The sequence below is a fragment of the uncultured Acetobacterium sp. genome, from assembly GCF_927416815.1.
Taxonomy (GTDB): domain Bacteria; phylum Bacillota; class Clostridia; order Eubacteriales; family Eubacteriaceae; genus Acetobacterium.
On record NZ_CAKMJU010000056.1, the window covers coordinates 44242 to 59292 of the forward strand.

The window sequence follows — 15051 nt, forward strand, 5'->3', positions numbered from 1 at the left end:
GGCTACTCCTTGTCCACTAGGGCAAAGAAAAAGTTTTCTTTAACCAAGGTGTCAATAACCCGCACCGGCTTGATCTGATTCCCGGAAATACCCCGCATAATCATCAGATCCCGATAAAGGGCATAGGTTTCTTCCTGCACAAAAGAAATCTCCGAGGGACTTAAGACGCCGCTTTTTACCTTGGCACCAATCGATGGATTAGCAGTTCCCAGCTTATCTTCCATGATTTGGCGATATTCTTGATATCGTTCCCTGGCTAAGCGTTTCTCAGCTTCAATAAAAATTACATAACGTCCGGGCGATACGGCCACATCGGCATAGACCGAGTAATCGACCAGTTCGCAGCCGGTATCTTTGGCAAATTCCTTAACTGCCCAGGAAACACATTCTTCGGTGGTCTTTTCGCCGGCAATGCTGACCATCTGATTGAGTCGATAAACAAATTTGATCTTGGGACAGTTTTTGTACCAACCGACCACCCGCACCACGTCTTTGATGCGATAGCGATAAAACCCGGAGGTGTTGGTCAGGACAATTTCATAGTCCTTACCCAGTTCGAGTTGTTCCATGGTCAGGGTTTGTTCCCGGTCTTCCTGATCGATCGGGATAAATTCATAAAAGGCCGAGTCCGGAATCAGGACAAATTCCTGGGATTCCATTTCATTGCAAATCGCCATAATCGACTCGGATGCGGCATAAACACTGAAATAAATGGGGATATCCCCCAAATACTGACGCATTTTATCGGTGTAAACCGAAAAGCTCCCACTACCAATCGCATGGACAAAGGCCAGCTCGGGCCAGATCCGCGGAATAATCGGGCTGTCAAAGCCTTTTTCAAATTCTTTTCGCAGTTCTGCCGCCCGCTTGGGATTAGGCTTAATCTGAGTCAGCAGTTGCGCTTTGATATCATCAGGTATTTTTATATCCGGGTCGATGGTACCTTTTTCAATATCATCGACAATCATTTCCCAGTTTGTTTCCATGTATTTCATCAAGTCAGAAATACCGGTCATAAAGGCAGAAACAATATAGGACAGATTTCGCTCCATCAGTCCAAAGCGAAGGTGAGCATATTTGGTGTCCATTATTTCAGTAGGAAAAACGATTTCCTTGGGTGAGGTGAACATCAGAAATAAAAGGTTTTTAATACTGTAAACACCCCGCCCTGAAATAGACCCGGCAAACAAACCATTGGGCAGCGTTTCAAATTTGACTTCCATCAGGTTTAAGCCGCGACCGCGTTTCCACTTTTTACCCAATGCCCGGGCGATAATGGCAAAGCTGAACTGGGTGGCATACTCCCGGTAAAGATCCACGGTTTGTTCCGAAACCGGGATCTTCTTAGGATTATCGACACTACCGGAAGTTAGGGCATAATGAACAATCGGGTCTTTGGTAATCAGATCCGTCTCTCCTGCTACCATCCGTTCAATATAGGGGGCGTAATCATCATAAATCGAAAAAGGCACCATTTTCTGATAGTCTTCAATGGTTTTTATTTGATCAAAGTGATAGCGTTTTCCGTATTCGGTGTCGGCATTTTTGGCAAGCATGTCGAGCATTAATTGTTTATTGATCGCTGGAGCATTTTCGGTTAAACGATCAAAGTTCTCAATTTTTTTATAACCCTTCTTAATATTGAGGGAATAGATCAATTTGGGAATTATCTTTATCATTTTTCACCTTCCTTTGCCCAATCGACAATACTGCTACTGTCCGGGTATTCGCTAACAATGGTTTTTAATTTGGTTTGATTGACATTTTTTCCGGGCATGATTGATCGGGTGAATAGCGAATCCCGGTAACCGTCTCTAACCACAATAAGCTCGGCTGGCCATAATTGCTGTGCTACTCGTAATTGCTGATAACTGGGATTTATCTCAGCTAAATGCTGCTCTAAGCTGACTCTGAAAGAATCGCTATCAAATCGCTCTGAATAGGGTTCTAGCATAAAGATCAGCTTGTTATTTTCCTGATCCAACAAGACCTGATAAAAACGGATCTCATGATTCAAACGATCGGATATCGTCTGGATCGCGCCATCGATTTCATAAACCCGTAATTGCAATTGTTGCACTTGCAGTTTTTCCGACTCTTTGCAGACAAAAACAAGCCTGGGAAGCTGATTGTTGATTTCTGTCACATAGACAATATCCTTCATATTATAACGATACAGTCCCGAATAGGAGGTGATAATCAGCTCATAATAGCAACCCTTTTCTAATTCATGAACCAGAACAGTTTGATTATGCGTTGCTCCTACCGGTAAAAATTCAAAAAAATAACCAAATAGCGCCGGTAATCCGGCTGGATCCTGGGCCTTATCTGGTATATTGAACTTGCCTTCGCTGGCGCCATAGCCCCATTCCAAAAATTTGACTGTCTGGGGTAGTTGCTTTTTGATATCGGCCACAATTTTTGCTGCACTGGCTGACATCCAACAAGATACTACCGCAAAATCCGGCCAAATCGCCGCCACATCCAGGGTCTTTTTATTTTCAAGAATCGTTTCCAGTTCTGCTGCCCGCTCCGGGTCTGCTACTAATTCAGAGACCAGTTTTTCCCTTAGCGACGGATCGATCGTGATGCTGGCAGATATCTGACCAGTTCTGATATCTGCCAGCAATTCGGCGGCTTGAGCATTCATTTTTTTAAGCAGGATATTAAAGTGGGCAATATTACTACAAACTACACCGACCAGATTTTTTTCTGCTAATGCGTAACGAATCGTCAAATAATCCGTGGCCTCATTGCTCACTTCTTTGGCCATCATCATTGCCGGCGGTAGCACCATTTTTTTTAGCATCTCGGTTGGCATATCTTTGGCCGCCTGACCGGAAGCTGAGCCAATCGCGATGCCCCCTGCCGTTCTGCCGTACTCCGAGGGGTTGGCAATGGCCAGCACCTTTTTGCCCGCTGCCATCACTTCTGGGGCCAGCATCAACAAGAGAATCGCCCGAATCTGTGAAACCAGACCCTTGACCAGTTGACCGTTTTTGCTTTCCGGAATTAGCTTAGGGATTCCGGTGGAACCGCTGGTGGCGATAAAACTGGCTGTCGCACCATCAAATAAGATGTCACCCGTACCCGCTTTTAGCTTTTCAATCTCCGCTTCAACCTGGGAATAATCCGAAATGGGCAGCTTATTTCTAAAGTCATCGACGCTTTTAAGCTCTGCAAAACCCATTTTTTTGCCAAACTCACTATTCTGGGCAGATTTTAAAATATCCTGAAGCACACGCATTTGTGTGACCTCAGGAATACTCTCCATATAATAGAAGCTTTTTATTAATTTTTCATTGGGCATTTCCTTTAATAATTCAGGAATGCTCTTGTCTTCACTGCCTGCCAGGATGGCATTTAAAATTTCATCCGGCTTTCTCTCTTCTGCCATTTGCACACCCTATTCAATCGTTAAAATATCTGAAAATCCGGTCATATCAAATACTTCCTGGATCTCCGGCTTGACATTTTTGATTACCAGACTGCCACTTAGCGCCTTGGATTTCTTTTGGATCAGCAGTAACACTCTTAATCCAGCACTGCTGACAAAATCAAGCTTGTCGAAGTCTAAGATCATGTTGAATCCTTGCTTGGTGTAATAGACTTCCATTTCTTTTTGAAAATCAGGAGAGGTATTGGTATCCATCCGACCTTCTAATTCGACCATAAAAATATCGCCTTCTTGTTTTACTTCAATTTTCATTATTGTACCCTTTCTTTCTTCAAAACTAAAAATAATCTGCATTAAAAATAATTTGCAAAAAAAATGATCTGCAAATTTTTGTTTAAATCTGTAACGAGAATCCTAAAAATGTGTCAATTTTAACAGCCCGTTGACCATGATGATCAACGTGTTATCCCCGACATAAGGCAGCCCGAAAACTTCGATCGCCTGTTTTATGACACAGCTGAGATTTTGTACTTTAAATTCTATTTGTATTTTAAATTCTAATTGATCATACCATAATAATTTACCATGCGCAATTACAAAACGATTGGAAATGTAAAACTGTATTTATCCAAGATAGCGGTATGCTTATCGTCTCTTATTAACGCAATCCGCTGACCACAACGCCTTGCCAATTTAACCCTGTGTAGACTAGTCTGGGAATCATTTTGGGAGCTTGTTACTTTTTTCTTTACATCTAAATTTTTCTTTTACATCTTCGTTACAATCTATTTACATTGACAATAATTTATGCTAGAATTAATACACTTAGAACAAATATGAGCATTTATGATTACAATTTAGATTTAAATAAACAAAAAGGGAAGGAAAGTCATGAAAAAGAACTCTATTATTTCTATTATTATCATCCTACTCATTCTCCTTACCGCCATTTTGTTTGTTCGCGGCTGCAGCCAAAAAGGCAGCGAAGTGAAAAACTATACCGTGGCAGGTACCTACACCGAAACAGCAACCTATCAAAGTGGGGAGATCAAGGTTTCCGGTGTTAACCTTGAAAATGCAACCTTTACCGGCAACCTGACCGTTACTGATGCGGTTACCGATGGCGAGATTCGGCTGACCAACTCAGCCGTACAAGGTGAATTGCTGGTAAAAGGAGGTGATACCATTTATCTTGATGGCGGCTCCTACCAGAACATCATTCTTGAAAAACCTGGGGTGAAAATTATTTTACTTGGTGAAGCTACAGTTGAAACCTTAACCGCCAGAGCAGCTGCTGATATCCTGGTTGACAGTCAAAGTAAGGTAAAGACCCTGAATGTTGACAGAGCCGCTAGCCGAACAGCTATCACCACTCAGGCAAATGGCACCATTGAGAATATTCAGTCGCGCGGGATCAGCGATATCATCCTCAACACCCCAGCTAAACTGGTTGGCTTTGGCACTGGTGCTGGCGGATCAACCCTTGTGGCCAACGCCGCGATTGATAAAATTGTGGCTGAAGCTAAGGTTGTTTTAACGCTTAACGCCAATGTCGAAACGGTATTATTAACCGCTACCGGTGAAGGAACCACCATCACCCTTGCTAATAATGCTGTGATCGCCACCCTGGCGACTGAAACCCGGGTCGAGATAACCGGTGAAGGCAGCGTCACCAGTGCCACCACCAATGATGCTCTTAATATCATCGGCACCATTACACCGGAGGTCGTTTATATTACCACTAAACCGGTTGTCAGTGACGCTAATGGCGCCTTGTCAGCCTCAACCAATACCGCCCGGGTCGCTGATAGCGCTTCCTCAGGTGGTAGCAGCGGCAGTTGGTATTCCAATTCAAGCGGTTCCGGGTCGATCATCAACACGATCCATGAAACTCCGTTTATCCCCCCGACCCCACCAAGTCCAAGCCCACCAACGCCAACCCCACCGAGCCCGCCGGTTAATATTTCGGTTGAAGCGATTCAGATAACACCGGTTGAAGCAGATGTAATTATGGGTAATACCTTAAAATTAAACACCGTTATTTTTCCTAAAAACGCCACTAATCAGACGATTATCTGGGAAAGCTCCAATAGCGCTGTTGCCACCGTTAGCAATGGGGTGGTCACACCGGTGTCGAATGGCGAAGCGACCATCACCGCCCGAACTCAGGACGGCAATAAAACCGATACCAGTAAGATTACCGTTAAAACCAATATTGGTGCCGTTACCATGATTAATACGATCAATGCCGTCAATAACGGCATTGCTGAAACAATTGCCTACGACAGCAGCTATGCCCTACCCGTAGTAGTCATTGTACAGGGTTATGGCAGCGAGCTCTTCCCTTGTTCGGTAACCTGGGCTCCCAATGTTGTTGATACAAAAAAGGTTGGTCAAACAACCTATACCGGAACCCTGGTGATGCCTGCTGGTTATCTCAACCTGACTAATATCCAGGCCTCAATCACCCTCACCGTTCTGGCGCAACCGGTTATTACTGCCAGCGCTGAGCTATCATCACAGCGCATTTACCTAAATGAAGATCCCGCTCCGGTTTTTGTGGAAGCCAGTATTACAGAAGATAAGACCCTAACCTATCAGTGGTCTTATCGTAGCGGCGATGTCGAGACCGCACTGCCAGAGGTTACCGGCCCAATTTATGATCCCCCGGTATCAACAACCCCGGGGACTGTCTATTATAATTGCGTGATTTCCTCAGAAAATGCTGAGCCGGTTACCGTCTTAGCAGGTATTGTAGTGACCAGTGTCGACCCCGCGATATTGCCGGCTACTCCTGAACCAGCTGAACCGGCTGAAATAACCAACCCCACCGAACCGGCCGTCGCAACGGAGTTATCCGAAATGCCGACCATCACGGAACAGCCCACCAGCATTTCTCAACTCAGTGGCGTGGCCCTGGCAACCAGTTTGGCTCAGGCCACCCGTACTGCCCAGGCTGCCCTCGGCACTCCCAAATCAGAAGCTACCGCTGCACCCTTCCGAGTGGTAGCCAGTGTCAATGACGGTGGCACCCTCAGCTACCAATGGTTTGAAAGCGCTGAGGCGGTTAATGCAGATGGCAAAGCAATTGACGGTGCCACCAGCAAAACCTTCGAGGCCGCTACCGCCGGCCCGGCCGGTACCACCTACTACTATGTCGAAATCACCAACACCAAAACCGGCTGCCTGCCAGTAACAGCCGTCAGTCTCCCAGTTTCACTCACCGTCGTTTAACTAGCCGAGAAAGAAAAAGAAGTGATCATCCAAATAATGGTGATCACTTCTTTAAGATTATCGCACAACTACCGTACCGACCAATTGTTAATCTGTTGTTCGCTGCGGGATCGGACAGGCGATGCCGTGTCCGCCCCGATGCGTACAACATGATGTAACAATTGTCGGTACTACTTATTCCTAAATTTTAAGAAGTGATCATCCAAATAAAGATGATCACTTCTTTTTAACATTTTTTGTAGGTTAAAGCTTATTCCATTTCGACGACTAGTTCGCCGGATTGGACGCTTTGTCCGCTTGATACGTAGATCCGTTTAACCTTGCCGTCTTCGCTGGCGACCATTTCGGTTTCCATTTTCATGGCTTCAACAATAACCAGAGCCTGGTTTTTTTTGACTTCTTCGCCTTCATTTACCAATACTTTTAGTACGGTTCCAGGAATGCCTGAGCCAATCTGTTTGGAATTCTTGGGATCGGCTTTTAGCATCGTGACCTTTTGTTTGGCTGAAAGGCTGCGTTTATCTTCGACATGGATTTCGCGACGGAAGCCATCCACTTCGAACATGATCGAACACATTCCTTCCTCGTTAGGCACGCCGATACTGACCAGTTTGATGACAAAACGTTTTCCCTTGGATACTTCCACGTCGATGACTTCGCCAACCTTTAGACCATAGAAGAAAGCGTGGCTTTCCATCCGCATGAAATCACCGTACTCCTGCATAAATTCCATATACTCTTTCATCACCTTAGGATACAAGGCGACACTTAGCACTTCCCGATCGTCCAGCTCAACGCCAAATTCTTCCTGGAATTCTTTTTTAATCTTATCAAAATCTTCGTCCGGCAATAATATCCCGGGACGAACGGTAATCGGTTCGATTCCCTTTAAGACAATCTTTTGAAGGTCGGGATCAAATCCACCTTCGGGCTGCCCGATCATACCCTTGTAAAAATCGACCACCGAATCCGGATACGACAATTCTTTGCCCTTGGTTTTGATGTTATCAACGGTTAAGTCATTCTGTACCATGAAGATGGCCAGATCGCCAACCGTTTTTGATGAGGGGGTTACCTTGACAATATCACCCAGCATCAGGTTTGCTTCCATGTATTTTTCTTTGACTTCTCTAAACTTATGACCTAAACCAAAGCTTTCTACCTGAGCCCGCAGATTGGAGTATTGTCCTCCTGGTATTTCCAACTTATAAATCTCTGTTGACCCAGATTTCATTTCAGATTCAAACTTACTGTAAACCTGACGGGTGGTACCCCAATAATCTGAAAGAATCTGTAGTTCATCCTCATTTAGACCGGTGTCTCGCGGGGTATTTTTCAAGGCGGCGACAATCGAATTCAGCGCTGGCTGAGAGGTTAAACCGCTGACTCCGTTGAGTGCTGCGTCAGCTATATCAACCCCCGCCATTTGCCCAAAGAGCACCGTTGCCACGCCATTCCCGGTGGTATCATGGGTGTGGAGATGGATGGGTAGACTAACTTCCTGCTTTAAGGCTTCAACTAGCTTATAGGCTGCTCCTGGTTTTAGTAAACCAGACATATCTTTAATAGCCAAGATATGGGCTCCGGTTTTTTCGATCTCCCGGGCCATTCTTAAGTAGTAATCGAGATTATATTTGGTTCGCGATGTATCTAAAATATCGCCAGTATAACACATACTGACTTCCGCAATCTTATCGGTTTTTAATACCTCCTCAATGGAAATTTTCATCCCGTCCATCCAGTTAAGCGAGTCAAAAATACGGAAGATATCAATACCGCTTTTTGCCGCTTCCTGAACAAAGGCGCGGATCACATTGTCGGGATAATTCTTGTAACCGACCGCATTAGCGCCGCGCAGCAGCATCTGGAATAAAATATTGGGGATCCGTTTTCGCAGTTCATCGAGCCTCCGCCAGGGTGATTCTTTTAAGAAGCGGTAGGCCACATCAAAGGTTGCGCCACCCCACATTTCCAGAGCGAAGAGATCTGGTGCCAGGGCTGCGGTTTCCCGGGCGATCTTGATCATATCGCGGCTACGCACCCGGGTGGCGGCGATCGACTGATGCGCATCCCGGAAGGTGGTATCAACCATTAGCAGTTTCTCCTGCTCTTTGATCCATTTGACCAGACCATCTGGTCCCCGTTCATCAAGTATCTGCTTGCTACCCCGAAATTCGGTGTCAACAGGAATCGTCGGGATATAGGGCTCATTAAAATCGGGTTTGTTGCCAAAGGTTTCATTAACAATAATATTTCCAAAATATTTGAGCACCGTCGATGCTTCACTTTTCTGATCTTCAATCTCAAACAGTTCAGGGTGATCATCAATAAACTTGGTGTCACAGTTTCCGTTAATAAAGGTCGGGTGCTGGAGCACATTGATAAGAAAATCCTTATTGGTTTTAACCCCTTCAATTTTCATTTCTTTCAGGGCACGCAAGGCTTTGCGGCGAGCATCTTCAAAGTTTCTCGAAAAAGAGGTGCTCTTAACCAGCAAACTGTCATAATAGGGGGTGATTTCGGCCCCGGTAAAGCCATTCCCACCGTCGAGGCGAATCCCAAAACCACTGCCGGTACGATAGACATCGAGCCGTCCGGTATCTGGCATAAAGTGATTTTTCGGATCTTCGGTCGTGATCCGGCACTGGATTGCCGTTCCTCTGGTCTCAACGGAATCCTGACTGGGAATTCCAATTTCTTCGGAGTCGAGCGGTAAGCCCTGGGCAATTAAAATCTGCGATTGCACCAGATCAATTCCGGTGACTAATTCGGTGACGGTATGTTCGACCTGAATCCGGGGATTCATTTCAATAAAATAATGGTCGCCCTTTTTATCAACCAGAAACTCAATCGTTCCGGCATTCCGGTAGTTTACTTCTTTGGCCAGTCTGAGGGCATCCTTACAGATCGCCTGACGCTGTTCGTCATTGATACTTAGTGATGGCGTAAATTCGACGATTTTCTGGTGTCGCCGCTGGATTGAGCAATCCCGCTCAAAAAGATGCACGATATTGCCATGGTTATCACCCAGAATCTGCACTTCAATATGTTTGGGTTCTTCTAAATACTTTTCAACAAAAATGGTGCCATCACCAAAAGCTTTGGTTGCTTCACTGGTAGCCGAATGGAATTCTTTTAGCAAATCTTTTTCTTCGCGGACAATTCGCATCCCTCGTCCGCCACCGCCAGCAGCTGCTTTCAAAATAATCGGATAACCAGCTTTCTTTGCAAACTCCAACGCTTCAGAATCCGAGGTGATCGGTTTTTCGACGCCGGGAATGGTTGGCACTTTGACACTTTTGGCAACAATCTTTGATTGAATCTTGTCGCCCATCTTTTCCATCATTTCGTGGGTTGGTCCGATAAAGACGATCCCTTCCTCTTCACAGCGTTTTGCAAAAAGTGGGTTTTCGGCAAGAAAACCGTAACCGGGATGAATGGCATCAACCTCTTTTTTCTTGGCCAGGGTGATGATCTTGTCCATATCCAGATAAGCTTCGACCGGTCCATTGGTGCCGGTAATCAGATAAGACTCGTCTGCCTTTGTTCTAAAAAGGGACAGTTTATCTTCTTGTGCATAAATTGCCACGGTATGAATGCCAAGCTCCTGACAAGCCCGAATAATCCGGATGGCAATTTCTCCTCGATTTGCGATTAATACTTTATTAAACTTTTTCATCTTTCCTTCTACTTTCTTGCATGCATTTTTATGCATCAATAATCCTCATCTGCCAAAAATTAATTGTAGCTATTATATAAAATTGTATGGAAATATTAAAGCTATTTTTTCAGGAATGACAAATTATTTTTTTCCACTGCAGATTGGTATTCAATTCAGCCTCAAAATCGATTCCTGATCACTTCTGCTTAATGTTTTCTTTATTTAACTTTTCTGTTTCAGCCTGGTTATGATATTTTTCGAGCACTGCATAGTCGACTCTTTGGGGGCGCCTGACGGTTTTCTTTGGAGCCCGCTTATAATCGGTCAACTTGCATGATCTTCCATTTTTTTCTTTTGCTTTGGCTCTTTCGGTTATTTCTTTTTCCAGACGTTGAAAGCCATAGCGTCTTTCCGTCTCTGCTTCCATTTTCTGATTATCAGAATAGAGGGAGGTTGAGAGACGTCTTACGATAAAATAACCAGGAATAACAATCACCAAAACAATCATGAGCATGCCAATATTCATAACTATTCCCCTCCTTTGATCTTTTCTTTTTTTTGGATCCAGTCCTTCTGATAGTCCTTGCTGGAAACCAAAATCTCCCGCAGAAACCGCTCATATTCTTTAGTGTAATTCTTATTTTTAAGCTGAATCAAATTCTTTTGCAACATTTTTTCCTCCCGGTCTTGATCGAATATACTACCATGATTATTGAATTTATATTCAGCCACAGCCTGGATGCAGTCCATTCGGCTTTCAAAAAGCGCCCGCATCTGAGCATCAATCTCATCGATTCTATTTCTGATTTCATCTAATGATTTCAATCGCTACCTCCTAAAGTAAAAAATCTGCCAAACAGATGGCGGTGGCCGCTTCTACCACGGGAAAGGCTCGGATCACGATGCAGGGATCATGACGACCTTGTATTTTAACAGTCGCGTCGTTCATCTCAGCCAGATTAATGGTCTGCTGTTCTTTGCCAATCGAAGGCGTCGGCTTAACAGCCACCTGAAAAACAATCGGCATCCCGTTGGATATCCCGCCGTTGATACCGCCATTGTAGTTCGTCACGGTCTCAATCTGGCCGTCCCTGATTCGCAGACCATCATTGGTTTGAGAACCCCGCATACTGACCATCTCAAAACCAGCCCCAAAGGTCACCCCTTTAACCGCTGGAATCGAAAATAACAACCCTGCAAGGCGACTTTCGATGGATTCAAAAAAGGGATTACCGATTCCCGCTTCCAGACCGGTGATAAACCCTTCCACCGAACCACCCAGCGAATCCTGATCCTCCATTGCCTTAATAATCGCCTGTTTCATGACTTCTTCCAGATTAGCATGATAAAGTGGAAAGGCCGGATTTTTAAAGCCGTTGATTAGGGTTTGATAGACCTGCCAATCATCAATCGAGGCATCTTTTACCTCACCGATCGATACAATCCGACTGCCGATCCCCAGCTCTGGTCGGATTACGCTTAAAACCGCTTTGGCAATCGCGCCAGCAAAAACCAGCGGTGCTGTCAACCGGCCGGAAAAGTGACCGCCGCCGCGATAATCCTGAAAACCGCCATAACGGGCGTTAGCCGTATAATCAGCATGACCTGGTCGCATCAGATCCTTGGTTTTGGTATAATCGCCAGAACGGGTATTTTCATTGCGGATCAGGCCGGCCAAGGGTGCGCCAGTGGTTTTGCCGTTAAAAATACCACTAAGGACTTCAATTTGATCACCTTCTTTGCGGGGCGTTGCCAGTGGGTTTCCCCGGGCTGCCCGGCGGTTTAGCTCATACTGAACCCCATCCAGATCGATATCAATCCCAGCAGGGAGCCCATCGATGACCGCACCGATACCATTACCATGGGATTCACCAAAAATCGACAACTTAAATTTATTTCCCCAGGTCGAGCCCAATCCACTCACCTCCCATTGCTTTAAAATCTTCCCAAAAGTGCGGGTAGGATTTATTGACGGCTTCGGCACCATCGAGAATGATATTTCCATTGGCACAAATCGACGCAATCGCTACGGCCATCGCAATCCGATGATCATTATGGCTCTGCACATGCCCCCCGGTAAAGCCGGAAACCCCGTGAATCACCAGTCCGTCGGATGTTTCTACAATATTGCCACCTAGTTTGTTAAGTACATCAGCGGTAGCCATCAACCGGTCTGACTCTTTAAAGCGCAGTCGCTCACCATTGATAATGGTGGTGGTGCCGCCACTCAGGCTGCCTAAGACTGCCAGAATCGGAACCAGATCGGGACACTGGGATACATCGATGACAATCCCGTGGGTATCTGATTTTTTTACGACCAGGCCCTCTGCTTCCGTGCTGATTGCTCCACCCATTTGCTTGATCAGATCAACGATCACCTTATCGCCCTGAAACGAGGCCAGATCCAGATCCCGGCAGTCGATCATTTCACCAATAGCGCCGGCAACCAGCCAGAATGCCCCCTGCGAAAAATCACCTTCGACCCGGTAATGACAGGGGCTATAGGCCTGATTTCCCTTGATTAGAAAACGCTGATCATGATCGTTGACAATCGCAATCCCAAACTGTTTTAAAACGTCCAGGCTAATGTCAAGATAGGGTTTAGATTCCAGCTTCGAGGTCAGTTCAATGACTGAATCACCATCAAGCAGCGGCAGTGCAAAAAGTAACCCGGTAATAAACTGCGAACTTACCCCGCCATCAATCTGATAGCTGCCGGGAGTCAGCGTCCCTTCCAGCGCTAGTGGTAAATCCTGTTGTTGATTCAAATGTTCAAACTGAATTGCTTTTTCCTTAAATATTTCATAATAGGGCTTCATCGGACGGGTAACCAGGCGACCCTTTCCGGTAATCACCACCCGTTTAGGCTGGAGCAGCACAATCGGGATAATAAAGCGCAGCGTCGACCCCGACTCATTGCAGGCGATGGTCTCAGTCTTTAACGCCAGCGGATCGCAACCGTTAATTTTTAATGTAAAACGCCCGTTTTGCTCTTCCTGGTAAGAAATACTGGCCCCTAATGCGGTCATTGCGTCACAGGTAGCAATCATATCCTGAGACATCAGCACATTTGAAATCACGCTTTCGCCCTTAGCCAGCCCCGCCGAAATAATCGCCCGGTGGCTGACACTCTTCGAAGGCGGTATTTCCAAACTGCCCCTTAATAATTTTGGTGTAATCTCTATCGTTCTCATTTTCTTCCTCTTTTACTTTTTCGACTTCGCAAATGGACAAATAGATAACCCCGTACCGACAATGACCTAAGATTAACAATTGGTCGGTACGGTAAGTTATCTCTCTGTTTATTTGCAGCTATTATCTAAACAGTTCGATGGCCTGGGGTTTCTGGATTTTGACAATCTGAGCCTTGCCGATTTTTTCCAGGGCACAGATGTAAAGCGACTCATTCTCAAACTTCTTATCGGTAAACAATATTTCCTGAACCTTGTCGAGGGGCATTTTCGGAAGCTCCGTCGGCAAACCATAATTATCGAGGATTTCAATAATATTGTCGTAGGTATCCTTCTGGCTGATCCCCTCAGCTACAGTTTTTTTAGTGATCTGTGCCATCCCAATAGCAACCGCTTCACCGTGAGAGTATTTTTTGTATTTAAAATAGGTTTCCACCACATGGCCAACGGTATGGCCAAAATTTAAAATCCGCCGCAAGCCCTGCTCATGCTCATCGGTCTGAACCACATCCCGTTTAATCTGACAACATTTGGCAATGATCTCTTCCATATCCTCGACCAGATCCTCATAATAAGCATATCCCATCAGTTTGACAAAAAGTGGCGCACTGCTGATACAGCCGTACTTGATAACCTCGGCCATGCCATCAATCATATAATGATCGTCAAGGGTCTCCAGGAATAAGGGATCAATGATAACGGCCTTAGGTTGATGAAAAGCCCCGACCAGGTTTTTGCCATAATCCAGATCAATCCCCACCTTTCCGCCGACACTACTGTCAACCTGCGCCAGCAATGACGTCGGTACCTGGATCAGGTCAATGCCGCGAAGATAAGTTGCCGCGCAAAAGCCGCCTAAATCTCCCACCACACCACCACCCAAGGTCAGGATGGCATCACTGCGGGTGATATTGCATTTAACTAACTCCGTATAAATTTCGGCGGTTTGAGACAGACACTTGCTGCCCTCTCCCGGCGGAATGACAATGCTATAAACCTTCGGCCCAGCTTGACGAACCTGACGTTCGACCTCACTTAAATACTCTTTCGCAACGTTTTTATCGGTGATGATCACCACCTTATGATACTCGGAAAAGAGCGCTCTCATTTGTGATAACCGCCCTTTAATGCCTTTTTCGATAATAATCGGGTACTGGTGTGTATTCTCTGTTTTGCAAATTAATTCCTTCATTTTCTCGGCTCCTTTAAAATCTTAACATCTATTATATCATAGTTTTTTCAATTTAAAACCATAAAGCACTGTCTTGCGTTTTTTAAATGGTCTAGTAGTGTTAACACCTGTCTTTCTGATAAAGACAGATTTACTTATAAAAGAACCGCCTTAAATAAGACGGTTTGTATTGTAGGTATAGCACTAACGTAGTACCGACAATTATTAATCTGATTGTCCGCATTGGGGCGGACACGGCGGAGCCTGTCCGAGCTTGCGCGAAGGCAACGAGCCAATCACACGCTCGCTTGTAGTTGGCGACTGCCCGCGAACCAAAGAGAAAGAAGCGTAGCGGATTTCTCGTGGTTGCGGCGTACAATAGATTAAAATTGGTCGG

10 protein-coding genes are annotated in these 15051 nt (G+C 45.4%); 1 reads left to right on the top strand and 9 read right to left on the bottom strand.

Annotated elements, in window-relative coordinates:
* Positions 1 to 2 precede the first annotated feature (2 nt).
* Genes QZ998_RS08890 through QZ998_RS08900 form a run of 3 tightly spaced genes read right to left on the bottom strand, consistent with a single transcriptional unit; the run spans position 3 to position 3709 of the window.
* The gene (locus tag QZ998_RS08890) at positions 3 to 1679 is read right to left on the bottom strand and encodes a GH3 auxin-responsive promoter family protein (RefSeq protein WP_296559805.1); all 1677 of its coding nucleotides are present in this window, start codon (positions 1677 to 1679) and stop codon (positions 3 to 5) included.
* Positions 1676 to 3397, bottom strand: coding sequence for a GH3 auxin-responsive promoter family protein (locus QZ998_RS08895; RefSeq protein ID WP_296559806.1), 1722 nt, complete (start codon positions 3395 to 3397; stop codon positions 1676 to 1678). The genes QZ998_RS08890 and QZ998_RS08895 overlap by 4 nt, the downstream gene beginning before the upstream one ends.
* Positions 3398 to 3406: 9 nt before the next feature.
* The gene (locus tag QZ998_RS08900) at positions 3407 to 3709 is read right to left on the bottom strand and encodes an STAS domain-containing protein (protein ID WP_296559808.1); all 303 of its coding nucleotides are present in this window, start codon (positions 3707 to 3709) and stop codon (positions 3407 to 3409) included.
* 579 nt (positions 3710 to 4288) lie between these two features.
* On the opposite strand from QZ998_RS08900, the gene QZ998_RS08905 reads away from it, so the two are divergent.
* Entirely contained in the window at positions 4289 to 6631 is a 2343-nt protein-coding gene (locus QZ998_RS08905; protein ID WP_296559810.1) for an Ig-like domain-containing protein, read from the top strand.
* Positions 6632 to 6881: 250 nt separating this feature from the next.
* On the opposite strand, the gene QZ998_RS08910 is transcribed toward QZ998_RS08905, so the two are convergent.
* The 6 genes from QZ998_RS08910 to aroB all read right to left on the bottom strand — a co-directional run bounded on the left by QZ998_RS08910 (position 6882) and on the right by aroB (position 14675).
* The gene (locus QZ998_RS08910) at positions 6882 to 10310 is read right to left on the bottom strand and encodes a pyruvate carboxylase (protein ID WP_296559811.1); all 3429 of its coding nucleotides are present in this window, start codon (positions 10308 to 10310) and stop codon (positions 6882 to 6884) included.
* Positions 10311 to 10488: 178 nt separating this feature from the next.
* Positions 10489 to 10818 carry a hypothetical protein gene (locus QZ998_RS08915; protein ID WP_296559813.1) on the bottom strand — a complete coding sequence of 110 codons (330 nt, stop codon included), beginning with the start codon at positions 10816 to 10818 and terminating at the stop codon, positions 10489 to 10491.
* Positions 10819 to 10820: 2 nt separating this feature from the next.
* A complete protein-coding gene (locus QZ998_RS08920; RefSeq protein ID WP_296559815.1) occupies positions 10821 to 11117 on the bottom strand; it encodes a chorismate mutase in 297 nt (98 codons plus the stop codon).
* A 10-nt stretch (positions 11118 to 11127) separates the two neighbouring features.
* Positions 11128 to 12207: a chorismate synthase gene (gene aroC / locus QZ998_RS08925; protein WP_296559816.1), complete on the bottom strand. Its 1080-nt coding sequence runs from the start codon at positions 12205 to 12207 to the stop codon at positions 11128 to 11130.
* The gene (aroA, locus tag QZ998_RS08930) at positions 12185 to 13486 is read right to left on the bottom strand and encodes a 3-phosphoshikimate 1-carboxyvinyltransferase (protein ID WP_296559817.1); all 1302 of its coding nucleotides are present in this window, start codon (positions 13484 to 13486) and stop codon (positions 12185 to 12187) included. Before aroA ends, aroC begins: the two co-directional genes overlap by 23 nt.
* Before the next feature lie 121 nt (positions 13487 to 13607).
* A complete protein-coding gene (gene aroB / locus QZ998_RS08935) occupies positions 13608 to 14675 on the bottom strand; it encodes a 3-dehydroquinate synthase (RefSeq protein ID WP_296559820.1) in 1068 nt (355 codons plus the stop codon).
* Between the last annotated feature and the right edge of the window lie 376 nt (positions 14676 to 15051).

Coding starts and splice junctions, on each gene's coding strand:
- QZ998_RS08890 (WP_296559805.1), bottom strand. CDS start 1,679: ATGATAAAGATAATTCCCAAATTGATCTATTCCCTCAATATTAAGAAG.
- QZ998_RS08905 (WP_296559810.1), top strand. CDS start 4,289: ATGAAAAAGAACTCTATTATTTCTATTATTATCATCCTACTCATTCTC.
- QZ998_RS08895 (WP_296559806.1), bottom strand. CDS start 3,397: ATGGCAGAAGAGAGAAAGCCGGATGAAATTTTAAATGCCATCCTGGCA.
- aroA (WP_296559817.1), bottom strand. CDS start 13,486: ATGAGAACGATAGAGATTACACCAAAATTATTAAGGGGCAGTTTGGAA.
- QZ998_RS08915 (WP_296559813.1), bottom strand. CDS start 10,818: ATGAATATTGGCATGCTCATGATTGTTTTGGTGATTGTTATTCCTGGT.
- QZ998_RS08900 (WP_296559808.1), bottom strand. CDS start 3,709: ATGAAAATTGAAGTAAAACAAGAAGGCGATATTTTTATGGTCGAATTA.
- QZ998_RS08910 (WP_296559811.1), bottom strand. CDS start 10,310: ATGAAAAAGTTTAATAAAGTATTAATCGCAAATCGAGGAGAAATTGCC.
- aroB (WP_296559820.1), bottom strand. CDS start 14,675: ATGAAGGAATTAATTTGCAAAACAGAGAATACACACCAGTACCCGATT.